The 16110-nt window shown below is 53.9% G+C and carries 12 protein-coding genes; 3 read left to right on the top strand and 9 right to left on the bottom strand.

Annotated elements, in window-relative coordinates:
* Nucleotides 1–102: 102 nt before the first annotated feature.
* Nucleotides 103–1005 carry a GDSL-type esterase/lipase family protein gene (locus CGERO_RS02370; protein ID WP_123933295.1) on the top strand — a complete coding sequence of 301 codons (903 nt, stop codon included), beginning with the start codon at nt 103–105 and terminating at the stop codon, nt 1003–1005.
* A 143-nt stretch (nt 1006–1148) separates the two neighbouring features.
* Complete coding sequence (gene metX / locus CGERO_RS02365; protein WP_123933294.1) at nt 1149–2213, top strand: homoserine O-acetyltransferase MetX; 1065 nt, start codon at nt 1149–1151, stop codon at nt 2211–2213.
* Nucleotides 2214–2237: 24 nt separating this feature from the next.
* On the opposite strand, the gene CGERO_RS02360 is transcribed toward metX, so the two are convergent.
* Together CGERO_RS02360 and CGERO_RS02355 are read right to left on the bottom strand one after the other, a co-directional pair.
* Nucleotides 2238–2582 (bottom strand): DUF3017 domain-containing protein, encoded by a 345-nt coding sequence (locus tag CGERO_RS02360; RefSeq protein WP_245998865.1) that lies wholly within the window; start codon nt 2580–2582, stop codon nt 2238–2240.
* Nucleotides 2583–2592: 10 nt separating this feature from the next.
* Nucleotides 2593–3471, bottom strand: a complete 879-nt coding sequence (locus CGERO_RS02355) for a bifunctional methylenetetrahydrofolate dehydrogenase/methenyltetrahydrofolate cyclohydrolase (RefSeq protein WP_123933293.1) — start codon at nt 3469–3471, stop codon at nt 2593–2595.
* Between the two features lie 34 nt (nt 3472–3505).
* On the opposite strand from CGERO_RS02355, the gene CGERO_RS02350 reads away from it, so the two are divergent.
* Entirely contained in the window at nt 3506–3973 is a 468-nt protein-coding gene (locus tag CGERO_RS02350; RefSeq protein ID WP_123933292.1) for a tRNA (cytidine(34)-2'-O)-methyltransferase, read from the top strand.
* Between the two features lie 609 nt (nt 3974–4582).
* Here CGERO_RS02350 and CGERO_RS02345 read toward each other — a convergent pair.
* The 7 genes from CGERO_RS02345 to CGERO_RS02310 form a co-directional block, all read right to left on the bottom strand.
* Nucleotides 4583–7714 (bottom strand): type I restriction endonuclease subunit R, encoded by a 3132-nt coding sequence (locus CGERO_RS02345; RefSeq protein ID WP_123933291.1) that lies wholly within the window; start codon nt 7712–7714, stop codon nt 4583–4585.
* Nucleotides 7711–8742 carry a virulence RhuM family protein gene (locus tag CGERO_RS02340; protein WP_123933290.1) on the bottom strand — a complete coding sequence of 344 codons (1032 nt, stop codon included), beginning with the start codon at nt 8740–8742 and terminating at the stop codon, nt 7711–7713. Before CGERO_RS02340 ends, CGERO_RS02345 begins: the two co-directional genes overlap by 4 nt.
* The gene (locus CGERO_RS02335; RefSeq protein ID WP_123933289.1) at nt 8739–9947 is read right to left on the bottom strand and encodes a restriction endonuclease subunit S; all 1209 of its coding nucleotides are present in this window, start codon (nt 9945–9947) and stop codon (nt 8739–8741) included. The genes CGERO_RS02340 and CGERO_RS02335 overlap by 4 nt, the downstream gene beginning before the upstream one ends.
* A complete protein-coding gene (locus CGERO_RS02330; RefSeq protein WP_245998864.1) occupies nt 9944–11479 on the bottom strand; it encodes a class I SAM-dependent DNA methyltransferase in 1536 nt (511 codons plus the stop codon). The genes CGERO_RS02335 and CGERO_RS02330 overlap by 4 nt, the downstream gene beginning before the upstream one ends.
* Before the next feature lie 155 nt (nt 11480–11634).
* Complete coding sequence (locus CGERO_RS10660; protein ID WP_164470234.1) at nt 11635–12234, bottom strand: hypothetical protein; 600 nt, start codon at nt 12232–12234, stop codon at nt 11635–11637.
* A gap of 989 nt (nt 12235–13223) precedes the next feature.
* Nucleotides 13224–14891 carry a hypothetical protein gene (locus CGERO_RS02315; RefSeq protein ID WP_123933288.1) on the bottom strand — a complete coding sequence of 556 codons (1668 nt, stop codon included), beginning with the start codon at nt 14889–14891 and terminating at the stop codon, nt 13224–13226.
* Between the two features lie 238 nt (nt 14892–15129).
* Nucleotides 15130–16041, bottom strand: coding sequence for a restriction endonuclease (locus tag CGERO_RS02310; RefSeq protein WP_123933287.1), 912 nt, complete (start codon nt 16039–16041; stop codon nt 15130–15132).
* Nucleotides 16042–16110: the final 69 nt, after the last annotated feature.

Below are 16110 nucleotides of genomic sequence, written 5' to 3'. Positions count from 1 at the left end.
TGTGCATTAGTGTGACGAAACTTTTTCGATCGGCTAGCAAATCGTGACCAATTCGTTGTAAATTTACTGATCGTCAGTAAAACAAGATAGGAAGCTTGCAATATGAAGAAGCCATTCTCCAAGGCGATCCGCTCTGCGGCCGTTGCTGCCCTCGCAACCCTGAGCCTCGGCATGGGTGCCGGCATGGCCAACGCTCAGCCAGTGCTCCCCGAGATCCCCAACCTCCCCATCCCTTCTCCGGTGCCTCACGGTAGTGGCCCGAAGCAAATGGTTGTTTTCGGTGATTCCTTCACCGCCAACGCAGGCAAGGGCGGTCCCCGCGGTTTGGCACCTGCCGTTGCGCCTTGGCTGCCCAACTGCGCCAACGACATGGAGAACTGGCCCAAGATTGCCGCAGGCGAACTGAACAAGTCCCTCGGCGACTGGTCTTGCAACGGCACCGGTGGCGCACCGGTAGTTCAGTTGCTCGCCTACGTTGAGTCCGCAATCGCTTACGGCGACATCGGACCGGGCACCGAGAAGGTTGTGCTCATGTACGGCGGTATGGATGCTTTCCAGTGGGTTGACGTTGCTGGCGAGATGAGGCTCGTCCCTGGCGAAGCCGCTGATCCTTCCGTTTACAAGGACACCATCCGCCACGTTGCCGACCGCGTCCGCGCAGTTGCTCCCGGTGCTGAGCTCGTGCTTGCTTCCTACCCCGAGTTCGCTACCAACGATCAGCTCTGCTTGGTGAACTTCCCCGGCCAGGTAAACCCCATCCCGACTCCCGGCGCAACCGACGTCCAGCGCGCATTCCGCGACAGCATCAAGAATGCCGCCGACTACAGTGGCGCTAAGTTCGTGGACGTGTACGAGGCAACCCTCGGCCACGGCACCTGCGCTCCTCGCGATGAGGATCGTTACGTAGTTGGCATGGTTGACCCGGTTATGGGCCCCATGCCGAACCACCCCACCGTCCACGGTGAGCACGTAATGGGTCATATCATCGCTGATGCCCTGCGCTAAATAACGCGTTGCTCTCAACGCCACCCGCCGTTTGGCCGGTGGCGTTTTGCTTTTTGGGTAACGATTTTTATTCATCCATCTGGCGTGACTGTGGCGTGCGTGCGCCCGCCAAGTAGCATGTGTGCAAACACGAAAGGACGCGGATGCTGGACACCACCGGAGAATTGCAGCTTATCGACGTAGGCGAGTACACCACCGAAGCCGGCGTGACCCTTCCTATCAGCATCGCCTACCAAGCCTGGGGCGAATTCCGCGGCGATAACGTGATCCTCGTCGAGCATGCACTCACCGGCGACTCCGACGCCGCCACCTGGTGGGAAGGACTCGTCGGCTCCGGCAAGGCGCTTGATACTGATCGCTATTGCGTCATCTGCACCAACGCCTTGGGCGGCTGCATGGGCAGCACCGGGCCGTCGAGCGCTCGCACCAATGGCGTATGGGGCTCGCAATTTCCCGCCCTTTCCATCCGCGACCTCGTCCACGCTGAGGCGAAGGCGCTGAGCATCCTCGGTGTGGATCGTGTGCACGCGGTGGTTGGTGGTTCCATGGGCGGAGCGCGGGCCTTGGAGTGGGCGGCGCTCTACCCGGAGCGCGTGGGGGCGGCTGCGGTGATTGCAGTGTCAGCGCGCGCGAGTGCTTGGCAGATCGGGATTCAAACCGCGCAGATCGCCGCCATCGAACAGGATCCGGCGTGGCGCGGCGGCGATTACTACCGCTTTGCACCGCCCATCGAAGGGCTGAAGACAGCGCGACGCATTGCGCACCTGACATATCGTGGTGAGCTCGAGATCGACGAGCGCTTCGGCACAGACGCCCAAGAGAATGAAAATCCGCTTGGGCCCTACCGTGACCCCGATCAGCGCTTCGCTGTACAAAGCTACTTGGATTACCAGGGCACCAGGCTCACCGAGCGCTTTGATGCAGGTTCCTATGTCACGCTCACTGAGGCGTTGAATCGCCATGACATTGGCCGTGATCGTGGCGGGCTCAACAAAGCGCTGGCGAACATTCAGGTTCCCATCTTTGTCGTCGGCATCGACACGGACATTTTGTACCCCTATCACCAGCAAGAACATATCTCGCGTAACGTCGGCAATCTGCTGGGGATGGCGAAGGTGAGCTCACCCGTGGGGCATGACGCATTCCTGACCGAAACCCGCCAGATGGACAGAATTCTTCGTCGCTTCCTCAGCCTGCTCGATGCCTAGCGCTTGCAGGTGAACGGAGAAGCTCTAGGAGCCTAGGGACTCAACCGTGGCCGACAGGTACAGCATGAGCGCGGAGAGAGCTGCGGTGAAAGTGACGTCGAACTTGCGTGAACGTACCGCGAACACGCCCATCACCGATGAATCGCACACCAGGCGCAGCACCGAAAGCCACGCCAGCGCAACGCCCAGGGTAAATGTGGCCCGGCGCCAGTGGTTACCGTAGGAAAAAACGCCGGAGGCCACCGTCAGCGCAATAAAGAGCGCGATGCCCACCCATTGCAGTAGCACAGGGACTTTTGAGGGCGGCAGGTTGACGTCGTGGGGGTTGCGCAAGCTCGGCCGCTGCACAGGCGTCTGGCTGAAGTTCAAGCCGCGCAAACTAGGAGCGCTCCCCCGCGCCGGTTGCGGTGCCCGCGGCAAGCTCTGCGCGCTCGACCACGTTGCGGATGAGGAAGGCGCGGGTAAGTGGGCCTACTCCCCCAGGGTTGGGAGAAATGGCTCCGGCTACGTCCCAGACGTCGGGGTGGACGTCGCCAAGCAACTTGCCATCAACACGCGATACACCCACATCCAAGATGGCCGCACCAGGCTTGACCATGTCTTTGGTGAGCATGTGGCCCTTGCCGGCGGCGGCGACGATGATGTCGGCCTCGAGGGTTTCCGCAGCCAGGTCCTTGGTGCCGGTGTGGCAAAGGGTGACGGTGGCGTTTTCGCTGCGGCGAGTGAGCATCAGGCCAATGGGGCGACCAACGGTCACGCCACGGCCAATCACCACCACTTTCTTGCCTTCGATCTCTACGCCAAAGCGGCGCAGCAGGTGGATCGCACCATTGGGGGTGCACGGCAGCGGTGCTTCCTCGCCAAGGACGAGCTTGCCCAAGTTCACCGGGTGCAAGCCATCGGCGTCTTTGGAGGGATCGATGCGCTCCAAGATGGCGTTTTCATCCAGGTGCTTAGGCAGGGGCAGTTGCACGATGTAGCCGGTGCACTCGGGATCCGCATTGAGCTCGTCGATCACGCGCTCGAGTTCTTCCTGGGTGGTCTCTTCGGGCAGGTCTTTACGAATCGACTTCACGCCCACCTGCTCGCAGTCGCGGTGCTTCATCTTCACATAGGACTGGCTAGCGGGATCTGCTCCCACCAGCACGGTGGCCAGGCCTGGGGTGATGCCACGCTCCTTGAGGGCTTGAACCCTGGTGTGGAGGTCTTCGAAGATCTCGTCGCGATAGAGCTTGCCGTCAAGTGTTTGAGCCGTCATGTTTCCCAATTATTGCACGTCCTATGATTTGCACATGGCCTTTGCTCACATCATCTTTGACCAGCCCGTGATCCCCGGCAATACCGGCAACGCAATCCGCCTGTGCGCCAACACCGGCGCGCACCTGCACCTGTGCAAGCCTTTGGGATTCAACTTTGAAGATAAACACCTCAAACGCGCTGGCCTGGACTACCACGACCTTGCCGAAGTCAGCATCCACGACTCCCTCGATGCTTGCCTTTCCTCGCTTGTCGACGCCCGCGTATTCGCCTTCACCACCAAAGGGGAACTCACGCACTCAGATGTGCAGTGGCAAGAAGGCGACGCCCTGCTGTTTGGCACCGAGCCCACGGGGTTAAGTGAGCAAGCCCTAGCGCACCCACGCATCACCAGCCAGGTGCGCATCCCCATGCTGCCCAATAGACGCTCCATGAACCTCTCCAACGCCGCTGCCGTGGGTGTGTTCGAGGCGTGGCGACAGTTGGGGTATGTGGGGGCTTAGGGGGCGCTCAGCCCTTGGTTATCCGGGTTGGTACCTCGGCGACCCATCGGCCCCTCCCCTTTTTCTTGAGCCGCTGGTCTTTCACTACTGCCACCCCTCGCTCCCCAAGAATTGTTTTGTAGCAGGTTTCAGGTAGTTCTATGGACTGCCCAATAGCAGCCGATCGGTCGGGCTCAAGATTTGCTTCCATGCTTCTGCGTTGAGCATCGATGTAATCGCTTGTGAAGCCTTGCATACTTAGTCGATCCAGCGCCCGGGACCTTCCTTCCGAAATAAAAGCTTTCTGGTTCTTCCAGACGTGCAAGACAGGGTTGGCTTAGCCCTTGTTCGTCTTGGTTAAGGTTGGAAGAAATCTGAGTGACCCACACCTGCATCAAACTGCCAAGAAGCGGCAACGTTTTGACAGGCTGTCCCTCTTCTAGCAGTTTTGTTAGCGCTCTGCCTTTCGAAAAGTTCATAGGTTTCCATGGCTGGGAATCCAACGAATTCACTGCTTAAGGCCTCGAATTCTGCGGTGGTTTAACCGAGAACGTATCCACCATCACACAGCACTTGGGCAAATAAACGTACGTCTAGCGCTTAAGCTCCCCAGCCATTCATACACCTATTCTAATACGTTGACTTCGCTAATAATTCAGCTTGCTCAATCACGAGCTCTACAGCTGATTCTTGCTTGTCTGGCGGATATCCGTACTTGCGCAAGAGACGTTTGATGCTGGCGCGCATTTTTGCTCGAACGCTTTCTTTGACGTTCCAGTCGATGGTGGCAGATTTGCGAATGGTACTCACCAGTTCATGAGCGATGGTTTTAAGTGTCTCATCTCCTAGTTCCAGAATTGCCGCGTCGTTTTGGATAATCGCGTCGTACAACGCAATCTCGACTTCGCTGAGCCCGAGCTTCTCTGCACGTTCATTGTTAGAGCGCATCTCTTTGGCGAGCCGGACCAACTCAGCGATGATTTCTGCGGTAGTCAGTGTCCGGTTGGAATAGCGGGTCACTGCATCACTAAGCATTTCAGAGAATTTGCGACCTTGCACGATGTTCTTAGCCTTGATTGTTTTAACTTCATCGTTAAGCAGGCGACGTAGCAGACCAATCTGCAAGTTGGGCTGCTGGCTGTGAGCCATAGAGTCAAGAAACTCTTCGGACAACAAGGACAACTCTGGGCTATCCATACCGGCGACCTGATAGACGTCGATCACCTGATCAGCTGTTAGTGCATCATTGACCAGCTGTCCCAGGACTGTGTCCAAGTCCCCACGGCCACGAGTGGAGGTTCCGGAATCAGGGTTCAGAACCTTGAGGATAGCTGCTCGAACATCAGTAAACAGGCGCACATCATCACGGATCGCTTCAGCTTCGGGTCGCGACCCCACAAGAGCATAGGCCTTTGCTAGCGCAAGCACCTGATCATTGAAGCGCTTCGTGATTTCCTCATCGGAAAGCACGAAGTCTATGACTTGTGCGTATTGGCTGAGACGCTGAGGAGAGCTAAGAGCGGATGAAGAGTTGTACTCCACGGGGTGGAGCAGGCCACAGATGATGTCATGTTTCTCTTGCATGACAGCTATCAGCTCATCAATGGGCACACCGGCTTGCTCCCGATCGCTGGGCGAGTAGGTGCCTAGCGCTTTTTGTAGGGAGTCAAACAGGCCGATGTAGTCAACAATAAGTCCGCCGGGCTTGTCCTTGAACCGCCGGTTTACCCGGGCTATAGCCTGCATCAGGCCCGCCCCTTGCATGGGCTTGTCCACATACATGGTGTGCATAGAGGGCGCATCAAAACCGGTGAGCCACATGTCGCGCACGATAACGATCTCGAGCTCATCGTCCGGATTTTTCGCCCTAAGTTTCAGATCCCGGCGCTGATCCTTGCTGTAAATATGGGGTTGGAATTCTTGCGGGTCAGAAGCTGAACCGGTCATAACAACCTTGATCTTGCCCCCGGCGGGATCATCGGAGTGCCATTCGGGGCGTAAAGCCACTATCCGGTTATATAACTCCACTGCGATACGCCGGCTCATTGCCACGATCATGGCTTTGCCACGCATCGCCTCCCGACGCGCTTCCCAGTGGGAAACGAAGTCCTGGGCAATAACGTCTAGGCGCTGATCACTTCCCACCAATGCTTCCAGTCTGGACCATTTACCTTTAGCATCTTCGGGATTCTCTACCCCTGCTTCTGAAGCTGCCTCGGTAATAGCATCGTCCAGAAGGTCGAGCTCCTCTTCGTCCAAAGCGATCTTGGCGAGACGTGATTCGTAGAAAATTTTGACGGTAGCTCCATCTTCGACGGCCCGCGTCAGATCATAGATGTCGACGTAGTCGCCAAAGACGGCACGTGTTGAGCGATCGTTGGATTCAATAGGCGTACCGGTGAATCCTAAGAAAGTGGCGCCCGGTAGGGCGTCTCGCAGATGTTTAGCTAGGCCAGCTTTCAACCGGCCGTGAGAATCTAGGGTTTCACTAAACCCGTACTGGCTACGGTGGGCCTCATCAGCGACAACCACAACATTGCGCCGATCAGTTAGAACCGCGTTATAGTCATCGCCGTCGCCAGGCTTAAACTTCTGCAACGTGGTAAACACGATCCCGCCGGAGGCCCGGGAGAGCAATTGGCGCAAATGTTTGCGGTTCTCAGCTTGCACCGGGTTTTCAGGCAGGATGTGGGCCGGGGCGAAGACCTCACCGAAGAGTTGATCGTCTAGGTCATTACGGTCGGTGATAAACACCAAGGTGGGGTTCTCCATGCGAGGATCACGCATGATCTTTGCCGCATAAAACACCATCTCGAAGCTCTTCCCCGAGCCCTGGGTATGCCACACAACCCCACCACGCTGATCCCCCTCCGGGGAGGCTGCCTGAACTGTAGACGCTACAGCGGCGTTGACCGCCCAATACTGGTGATACTTCGCCACACGTTTAATGAGCGCCTGGCTGCGCTGTCCAGTGCGCTTGTCTGTGACTGATTCGGTGGAAAACACTACAAAGTTAGCCAGCAGGTCTAGGAAGCGCGCCGGTTCAAACACACCTTTGATGAGGACTTCCAGGGCAGGAAGGTTGGTAATGACCTCGCGCCCGTCCATGGTTTTCCAGGGGGCAAAGTGTTCAAACCCGCCGGTGAAGGAACTCATGGCCGCACTGATCCCATCAGAAATTACAGTAACCGCGTTCGGGGTGAACACAGAGGGGATCTGCTTACGGTAGGTCTGTACCTGGTTCCAAGCAGCTTTTAGTGTGGCGTTTTCATCTGCCGGGTTTTTCAGCTCAAACAATGCAACAGGCAAGCCATTGAGGAACACCAGCAAATCGGGGCGGCGCCTATGCCCATTCTCTACGATCGTGTACTGGTTAAGTACGAGCCAGTCATTCACAGCTGGGCGAGCAAAGTCAATCAGCCAAAACAACTCGGTTTTGGTGTGCCCATCTTTGCCTTGCACTTCAACCGGAACCCCCTGGGTCATGAGCATGTGCAAGCGTTGATTTTCTCGCACTGGATCTTGAGATTCAGCTCGCCGTACCCGCGATAAAACGGCGTCAACAGTAGCAGGAGCTATACCTGGATTGCAGCGTTCCACGGCTGTTCGGAGCTGTTTCCAGAGAATCACTTCACTGTAGCTCTCGCGGCCGCGGCCGACTTCGTAATCAGTGGGGGCGTAGCCGGTTCGGTAACCCAGCTCAGCGAACCAGTGTTTAGCGGCCTGTTCAACGGTCGACTCGTTTAAAACTGCGCTGGTCATTGTTCCTCCCGTTGCGCGGCTTGGAGTGCTTCAGTAGCGAATCGGTCAAAATCGCTTACGTAGGCACGATCTTGTTCGATACGGAATTGTTCGAACTGTTCAAGCGCATGGCTTTGGGCTATTTTCTGGCTGATTTTACCGGCATTATGGAGTAGTTCTCGGGAATCCAGTTTGAGTACATCGTCAAGAAAAGCTACCCATTGTTCCATGGTGGTGGGAATACCACGCCGGGCCCGTGATTCGGCTAGATCAAGATAAGCAGAGACGAGCCCCGATAAGTCAGTAAGTTCCTCCTGGTTGAGGTAATTCTTTCCGACGGTGACGTCACTCCGAAGGATTTTTCCGTCAGGGGCATTCTTCCAGGTGGTGAGCCCCATGTGCGGCTGGGTTGCGTCGGCACGTTCCTTGATAAGCTCGACAGCGGTATGCCCGTGGACGGCGTAGTGCATCTTATTTTGTACCGTTGCAAAGAATTGTTTAGTGGTGGGGGCACCCTGGTTGTAGTCGATAGCGGTGGCGTAAATGTCAGTAACTTTTTGGTAGAAGCGCCGCTCTGAGAGGCGAATCTCCCGAACTTCCTGCAAGAGCTCCTCGAAGTAGTCCTCGCCGATGTACTGGCCGGATTCCATTCGCTGACGGTCGATGACATAACCGCGGAGCGTGAAGCTACGCAAGACGTTAATCGCCCATTGTCGGAACTCGGTGGCGCGGGCAGAGTTCACCCGGAAGCCGACGGCGATGATTGCGTCTAGGTTGTAGTGTTTCACCTCCCGCGAGACCTGGCGGGATCCCTCGGTTTGAACTATCCGGAAAATCCGGATAGTTGCCTGAGTCACAAGTTCATCGGTGTCGTAGATGTTTAGGAGGTGCTCGTTGATGGTACGCACGTCGACGTCAAACAGCCCGGCCATCTGCTTTTGGGTAAGCCAGAGTGTGCCCTCCTCGTAGCGAACCTGGATACCATCACTACTGTCAGCGGCGAACTGGAGGAACTGGGCACTGCTAGTCTTTGCGATCTGCCTACTCATTCTGGACCTCCCCCATCTAGCACCTCCATCACCAGCCCTTTCGCTTCTTCCACCCGCATACGTCCAGACATGAGTTCCGGCAGTAGGGTATCGCGTAGACCTTCAAGTGTACGTTTTTCAGCCTGCAAATTCTTAATATTGTTGTCGATTAGGCCGAGTCTGTATTCGAGGGAATCGAGGGCGGTTTCTTCAACCCACGGTACTTGTATAGAAGAAAGATGACTCCGATTTATTGATCCGAAGATAGTTCCCTCGGACTGGAAGCTATCCCAAATTGGTTGTGAAGCTCGCAACGAATAGTAGATAAGGGAAGGGTATTTACTTCGTACGGCGGCGAGACCTCTACCAATGCAACAATCTTCAAATGCTGAGTTCAAAGTTCCCACAGGAGCTCTTACAGACAACAGAGCATCCCCGGAGATAGCTTTCTTCTTGGGACTTGTTGTGTAAACACGCTTTTGGGGATATCTAAAACCAAAGTCGCGAATTCCTTGATAGAAAGTCATTCCGTCGCCATCGTCGTTATAAGAGGTTCCCGGTGGTGATGCCCCCATGGTTATTTCCGCGACTTCCGACAACTTAATCTCCCGACAAGCGAAGGAACCAAAGACTGTATCGCCTAAGTCTTGTAGGATGACCGAAATTTTAGATACTGACTCGATCTTGTCGTCGAGAGCGCCTAGTAGCCCAGCAATTCTACGCTGCTCTGCAATTGGTGGTAGAGCAACAGGTAACTGGAGGATCTGCCGTTTAGTTATAGCCTTACGAGTCCCTCCCGAAGCTTGGGCTAGCATCATTGATTTCATCACCGGAGATGTCAGCCACTTTTGAAGAAAAATAGGAAGAACCGCTTCAGACGGCCTAACTATCGAAACATGTTGATTGACTCTCCCACCAATAAACTTATCTGGGAGCAGACAACACCGCAGGATTGAGTCACCAGTGATATTTAAAAGAATGTCTTTCTCCAGCAACTCAACAGACCTTAACTGCGTAGACGCATCTTCGTCTATGAACGCAAGATTGTCTTCCTTGAATGAATGGTCATGAACATTCTGAGACCTAACAAAAGGTACTCCCTTTTCAACATAGACCGATTTTCCTCCCCGTGGGGTTGCACCACTACCAACTTTTACAGTCACTTCAGCGACTAATTTTTCCTGCCAGTTGAGCGGAGGCGTGATACCAATATCTTTAAGTTTCATTTGATCCCGCCCAGTACACCTTTTATCTGATCTTCCAGCTCACGCCCACGTTCAAACTCAGCTAACAGCTCCGCGGTAAGGCGTTTGATCTTCTCTTCGGCAGGTTCACCGTCATCTTCTTGCTCAGCAATACCTACGTAACGCCCAGGAGTGAGCACATAGTCGTTGGCGGCAATCTCTTCGCGAGTAGCCACTTTGCAAAAGCCGGGGACGTCTTCGTATTCCTCATCGCCATTCCTCCAAGCATTGTAAGCGCCAGAGATCTTCGCGATGTCGTCTTCAGTGAGTTGGCGTAGTGCCCGGGTGACCATCGTGCCCATCGGTCTGGCGTCAATAAACAGCGTCTCATCTGCACGGTTGGGACGCTTGGAGAGGAACCAGAGACTCGCTGGAATACCGGTGTTAAAGAATAGTTTGTCCGGTAGTGTCACGATGCAATCAACCAGGCCCGCATCCACGAGGTTCTGGCGGATTACGCCCTCATTATTTGTCTTAGAAGACAGTGACCCGTTGGCTAAAACGAAGCCAGCCGTACCACCGGGCGCTAAGTGGTAGAGGAAATGTTGAATCCAAGCGTAGTTGGCATTGCCAGACGCAGGGGTACCGAACTGCCACCGCGGATCATCGGCTAGAGCTTCACTCCAGTAATCCGAGATATTGAACGGCGGGTTCGCTATAACAAAATCTGCCCGCAGGTCCGGGTGAAGGTCCTCGGTGAACGAGTCCGCGGAGTGTGAACCCAGGTCCGCGTCGATACCGCGCAGAGCCAGATTCATTTTGGCTAGTTTCCAGGTGGTATTCGTGAACTCCTGCCCATAGATCGACAATTGGTCGCGGCTACCACCATGGGCGGTCACAAACTTGGCACTCTGCACAAACATGCCGCCACTACCACAACAGGGATCGTAGACACGGCCTTTATAGGGTTGAAGCATCTCAACCAGGGTTTGGACCACACAGCGTGGAGTATAGAAGGCACCGCCCTCCTTACCGGTTTCTTTTCCGGCGAACTGCCCCAGGAAGTATTCGTACACTCGCCCGAGTACATCATCTGAGCCGTGATCTTGATCGGCGAAGCCAATAGTGCCAATCAGATCAACCAACTCACCCAAGCGCTTTTTATCGAGGCCTTCACGCCCATAGTTACGGGGAAGAACACCACGAAGCGTCGGGTTTTCGACTTCGATGGAGTGCATGGCACTATCAATGACCTGTCCGATATTGGGCTGTTTTGCGGCCGCCTGCAGGTCCTTCCACCGAGCTCCGTCGGGAACCCAGAACACGTTGTGGCCGGTATATTCGTCACGATCTTCCAAGATCGTGACCATCTGCTGGGGTTTGAAACCCTCAGCTGCGAGTTCAGCGGTAAGTTCCGCTTGTCGTTGTTCAAAATGGTCAGAGACGTATTTCAGGAATATTAACCCCAACACCACGTGCTTATATTCGCTGGGCTCCTGATTACCGCGCAGTTTATCTGCAGCCTCCCACAGGGTTTGCTCCAGGGGTTTCGTTTTCGTCTGTTTCTTTGCCACGTGTTGTGCCTCGATAATGCTCACAGGGTCTGGATGTTGTCGGTCACTTCGCAAAAACCCCGATCCGACGGACAAGGGCATTGCAGATGCTGGTGAGGAGGGCTGTCGTAACGTCCTCGTCTCTAGCGAGTTTGTCGATGGTAGAAGGACTAATTTTAGCTGCCTCTTGGAGACCCTTTTCCAGCCCTTGTCTCTGAGAAGTTTCCATAGCGGCTATATGACAGGCTCGCGTTTTGTTGACCTTTCAAGTCTTGGTCCACGCTCATCCGTACAGGGCTGGATAACTGTTGCCAATCTCGGTGACTTTGTTTCCATTTCATGAGTTCGTGAACTTGATTGCCCTCGTGTGGGTGCCTTCGCCTAAGGTAATGAAGATTTGCTTGCCTAGGTTGTTGAAGTCCATCTAGAACAGCAGGATCCGTTCGCACATGATCTTCCACAATCCCAGACCCATCGCGTTCAATCGTCGCAGATGAAGTTTGTTTGATCTTTTCAGATAAACGGTCAATCGCTTCCACCGAATCAAACTCACCATCAAGAATGTGACTCACCTTTTGGGAATCGAAAGATCTGGTGCCGCTGGTCATCGATAACTGAGTGGACTTGGTGAAGGCGTAATCATCACCAGTCTTCTTCTGGGTATAAGCCAACCGAGAGTTAACGACCACGCCCGGCAAGTTACGCATGCCTTCATATCGGTTTTCCCCTGGACACAAGGGGCTAAAGTGCATGGCATAGAACTCCTCGAACTCCATGTCGCCTTCCTAACTGCCATCGCCGTATCGGCGGCGGATCAGTTCTCGTATCAGCCTGCGTCAATCCGGATTCTAACTTGCATCCCATAGCCAACAGTTGCTTTGGAATACAGAGCAAGCACTCAAAGTCACTTTAGCCGGAGGTTCGCGGATGAATAGGAAACCTACCGAGACTCGCAGGCAATCCTTGCCCAATTATTCACTTCCGGCCCAATTTCCAGCATTTTAGCCCGCGCCCGTACAGCTTGTGGCAAAAGGCCGAGATCATGATCGAGCACTTTCGAGCCAACAGCGCCCACAAAATTGGCGGCAATGCGAACGCCATTCTGATTACTGGCTCCCTCCTCCACGCGGTGTGCTGATATTTTGCCTTCCGCGACTACATCGGGCCTGAGAAATACACCGATCTCGGCGTGCTCGGTACCTTTTCCTGAGTTGTTGAAGATGAGGGCACAGAGTTTACAAAGGAGCAGCTCAACGAATTCCCTGAGTCGGAGCTGCCTGAGCGTTTCGCTACGGGCGAGAACCAATTGCTATTGGTGGCCGATGAGTACCAGACCGAATTTGATCAGCCCTGTTACACACCATGTATGCGGACAAGAAATTGCAAGGGCTCAAGGCAGAGGTCGATCGCATCCTGCTTCCGCTAATCTACGAACGGCTCAATAGACTAGAATGAAATTGAACCAATCTAATCACGTGCTCAGAGGGGATCTGTGCCGATGGGACGCCAGCGTTGCCCCGGTCCTGATTGCGAGCCCCTCTCGATCACCTGATGCTCAACCTTGACAGTGGGCAGCCATTCCAGCACCTACAGTCAGATATAAACCGCCCCGCACGCCGTTAAACTGCAAGGCTGGCCGGGTACTTGCACCTTACATGAAGAACTTCGCTATAACGGTCATGGGAGTAAATACCTCGCTGGCCAGTTTGAGCTTGTCCTGCTTGCTGGCGCCTCGGCATCACTCATCGCTCGCTACTCAGTAACCTTAGGGAGTAACTGCGACACAATGCTCTTTAATCGCTTCCCACCATTGTTTTTTCCAATCAGAAGCGTTCTCATAATCCTTCGGATCGAGAAAACGCCCTTCAGCGTTTAGGTCATACTGCCTGTAGAAGGGCACTGCGCCTTCCGGGGTTTTAGCAGCTTGCGAGTTAGAATCGCCGAGAAATCCCATCAGATACTCAAGTTCGTCTAAGTTTTGCATTCCCTTGAATAACCATTCGCTCCGGTATTCGAGATAGCGTTTTAGCTGTTGCGCGGTACCTAGAATGCTTACAGCCATGATCAGGGAGTGCAAAGGAAACACTGGGAAACTCAGCTGTTGTACATTCCGCTTCAAACTCTCCGACTGCCACGGCAGCCCACCATAGCTAGAAAATGCAACAATAAACCCAAGGACAGCATCGGGGTAGTGAGTTTGTCCTAACCTCGGCCTATAACCACTGCCCCAGTGACTCACTCGAGTCGCCAATTGGTCAGCCGCCTTTTCTTTTACGACAGTTTCAAACGAAGCGCCGACACTTGAATTATTTTCCGAAAGCCTATTGGCCTTACACTCGCCTAAAAACACTGCGTCTTCAGCCACAGCGAAAATATCGACTTCGTCGCGCCCACCTTCTCTCCCGGATTTAAATATCTCTATTGAGGAATTCCAATCCATGCCAGTAGGTCCCCACTTTGAGAGCAACTTTGCGGTGATGTCTTCGAAAACCTTGCCACTGTGATGACTAGGGGATTTTCTCATCACAATCCTGATGATTGAATCATCACAATTTTGAAGCCACTCCGAAAAGCCGAGCACCCAGGTGTCTTCCTGAATCCGAACGAACGGAGTTATAGCAGGCCCGTCACCAAGCAGGGCATTTTTCAGATTTTCCTCATTAAGAACCATCGGCTTAGCAGTTAGTTCAGAGATCAGGCCCTCCGGGAGACCCCTCAAATGAATCTTGCTAATTGGCTCTTCAATCTTCCACGACTTCTGCTCTGCAGCTCGAATCAGTCTTTCACGCACACTACGGCGATTTTCTTTTGCAATCTTCATGATTCCTGCCCCAAGGGAATCTGCACAGTGCGGAAGGTTTTCATCGACCCACTCCCCCGCAGATATAGTGATCTCATCGGCGATCCAAAGCATCCGTGTCTGAATGGCTGTTAACCTGCTGAGTTCGAGTTGACTAATTTCTCGAGAACTAGACCTTTCATCTTCTAGTATCGAAACAACATCGAAAACTTCAACCTTGATCAGACGAGCGGCAGCCCACCTTACGTACTTGTTGAAATACTTTAAAGCTGCGATCTGCCCCAAAGCAGCACCTTTACCAAACACCCCAAGAATCCACGCACCGCGTGAGCAAGAAAAATAACGCATGCCCTTAGGTGGCTTAAATTCCTGTAGCTCCGTATGCCGTTCACCCCAAATCAGATGCGTTGCAGCCGACGGGTGGACCTCTTGCAATGAATGGTGTAATTCCTTGAGGCTTTCGTCTTCTGCGGATTGAGCTTTCTCCGCGGCGGCTCTCGCAAGCGAAAGATCCCGGTCATCGAATGCCTTTTCGCTTAAGCTCAACGCTTGTTTGGCCTTCTTGGAAGCGAAGCTAAAGTGACCTTCATTTGTTACATCCCTTAATTGACTTAGGTAATTAATATCGGGCATTTCCTGAACATCCTAAACTTTGCGACGAGTGGGGAACCTGGTTTTTGACACAGTTTGAGACCTGAGCTTCCGACGGATCGAATGTTTCCAATGTAATAGCAGATACCGTTAGGTTCACATACCTCAGTGAGGGAAAGTAGTCTGAGTTCTTCCCGCCGAGCTATTTACATATGGTTCCATAGCAAGACGAACAGAGGCAGATTTTACGTTTTCATCGCCTCCATATGCCTAATACCGCCTAGTCGAGCTCAGATTCGAAATAGTCTTCGTCCACCTCAAACAAGGTCAAGTGTTGTACCGGTTGCACACCAACCCTGTACTCAAGCATCAACTTGGTTAGCCGGATGCCGTCAATCAGGATGACAGTCTTGTAGTCTTCGGCCGCACGTTTCGCCTCATCGGAATAACGGGAGGTGGTAATGAAAACTCCGCGGTCTGCGCCACGGCTCGAGAGCGAGCCGTAGAACTGCTGGATTGCTGGACGTCCCACATGGTTATCGTCCGCGTACCGCTTTGCTTGGACATACACCTTGTTCAACCCAAGCGCGTCCTGCCGGATAACTCCGTCGATGCCTCCGTCTCCAGACTTACCCAGGTGCTCACGCTCCCCGTGCGGTCCGCCATAACCCATCGCCCAAAGCAGATCAACGACGGCTTTTTCAAAGAATGTAGGTGTTCCCTCTTGCAGCTTGGTGCGCAATTCAGTTTCGGTAGAGGCGTTGTGAATTCGGGCGAGTTCGATTGTCTGCTCGATCGGGTCGTAATCCGCATTTACGGGAACAGTTACTGAATCGAGGTGCTCGCTTGCTTTCCGTTCTGCGATCTCCTGTTGATATTCCTGCCAGCGTGGCCACTCAAGCAGATCCTTCTCGCTATAGGAAGTGAGGTTTCGGGCATCAACGGTACGGCCGTCTTGAGCAATTTGATACAAACCGCGCTCAGGCTTGCTAACCAGGCCAGCTTTGGACAGCGAAGAACATGCCCAATTCGTGCGGTTACGGTAGCGGAGTTGCTCACTGGAAAGGATCTCAGCCATAGCCGATTCGCTCAGCTTTAAGTATTGAGCTGCTTCTGCGCAAATTTGACTCACACTGCAAACTTGACCATCCGCCAGCACTCTGAGCACTGCCGGCCTGAACTGGTCAATCATCAATGCACCTCGACCGCTTCAAGTTTCACACAACAATTTTGTTTGCTAACTAGCTCCAAGAAAACTGCC

The sequence above is a fragment of the Corynebacterium gerontici genome (genome assembly GCF_003813985.1).
Classification (GTDB): domain Bacteria; phylum Actinomycetota; class Actinomycetes; order Mycobacteriales; family Mycobacteriaceae; genus Corynebacterium; species Corynebacterium gerontici.
Note: the sequence above shows the minus strand (reverse complement) of the source record. Positions and strands in the feature narration are given on the sequence as shown.

Coding starts and splice junctions, on each gene's coding strand:
- metX (WP_123933294.1), top strand. CDS start 1,149: ATGCTGGACACCACCGGAGAATTGCAGCTTATCGACGTAGGCGAGTAC.
- CGERO_RS02340 (WP_123933290.1), bottom strand. CDS start 8,742: ATGAGTAGGCAGATCGCAAAGACTAGCAGTGCCCAGTTCCTCCAGTTC.
- CGERO_RS02335 (WP_123933289.1), bottom strand. CDS start 9,947: ATGAAACTTAAAGATATTGGTATCACGCCTCCGCTCAACTGGCAGGAA.
- CGERO_RS02315 (WP_123933288.1), bottom strand. CDS start 14,891: ATGCCCGATATTAATTACCTAAGTCAATTAAGGGATGTAACAAATGAA.
- CGERO_RS02370 (WP_123933295.1), top strand. CDS start 103: ATGAAGAAGCCATTCTCCAAGGCGATCCGCTCTGCGGCCGTTGCTGCC.
- CGERO_RS02345 (WP_123933291.1), bottom strand. CDS start 7,714: ATGACCAGCGCAGTTTTAAACGAGTCGACCGTTGAACAGGCCGCTAAA.
- CGERO_RS02310 (WP_123933287.1), bottom strand. CDS start 16,041: ATGATTGACCAGTTCAGGCCGGCAGTGCTCAGAGTGCTGGCGGATGGT.
- CGERO_RS02355 (WP_123933293.1), bottom strand. CDS start 3,471: ATGACGGCTCAAACACTTGACGGCAAGCTCTATCGCGACGAGATCTTC.
- CGERO_RS02350 (WP_123933292.1), top strand. CDS start 3,506: ATGGCCTTTGCTCACATCATCTTTGACCAGCCCGTGATCCCCGGCAAT.
- CGERO_RS10660 (WP_164470234.1), bottom strand. CDS start 12,234: ATGGAGTTCGAGGAGTTCTATGCCATGCACTTTAGCCCCTTGTGTCCA.